General features: G+C 68.3%; 1 protein-coding gene. It reads right to left on the bottom strand.

Going from position 1 to position 846, the window contains the following annotated elements; translation table 11 throughout:
* Positions 1-309 (bottom strand): hypothetical protein (locus AC08OO_RS15555; RefSeq protein WP_476618689.1); only part of this gene is annotated, 309 nt, incomplete at its 3' end.
* Positions 310-846 lie beyond the last annotated feature (537 nt).

Raw genomic sequence — 846 nt, forward strand, 5'->3', positions numbered from 1 at the left:
CCACCTCGCCCCGCCGGCGGCCGGTCCGTCGATGTCCGCGACCACCCACTTCTGACCACGGACCTCCACCAGCGCGCCGATGTCGGGACGCTCGTCAGATGCCGGCGCCCCCGGGCCCGGTCCCGTCCCGCCCATGGCCTGCTGGCGGACGCGGCGTGCTGACGGAGCATGTTCGGTCGTCGAACTCGGCACCTGATACCCCCCTTGGTGAACAGCCCGACCAGTCTGGCAGGACGCCGGGCGACCGATTCCCGGCCCGGTGGCACCGTGCCGGCCCTCTTCGGTCCCCATCTCAGACCTAACGGACATCCAAGAGGCAGATTAGCATCTGTGAACTCGATTCACCAACATGACCCATGGCGGACCGGGTCTCGACATCGTGGAGCCGCGGGAGCCGCGGGAGCCGGCTGCGACCCGTCCGCACCAGAAATCGCCAGAAAGTTGTGGAGGTTGGGCACGGTCCCAAGGCCCGAGAGCGCGCCCAACCCTCGTTGACCACCAGGGCATCTGTGATCACATAGTCACGGAGTGCCGCCCCAAGGTCGCTGACACCCCCGGTCAGGCTGAGGACGAGGTCACTCGTGCTCGTCCGTTCCGGGATGTGGATGAACTCGCGCAGAAGCGGCTGGTTCGTCGGCGGCACCGACCCACGCTAACGCCCCCACGAACGGTGCGTACACGCTGTGACACAACCCCTTGCCCGCCGATCCCGTCCTCCACCTCACACCGCCTCGCAGACGAATGCGGACCGACCTGACCCGGAGGTCGAGCAGTGGCGGAAGAGCCTCGCGGAGGAACGCAGCCCGGTCGACCTCAGGACCGATCAACCGCACGCGGCACGCCCCC

Source organism: Frankia sp. CeCAU1 (assembly GCF_977971845.1).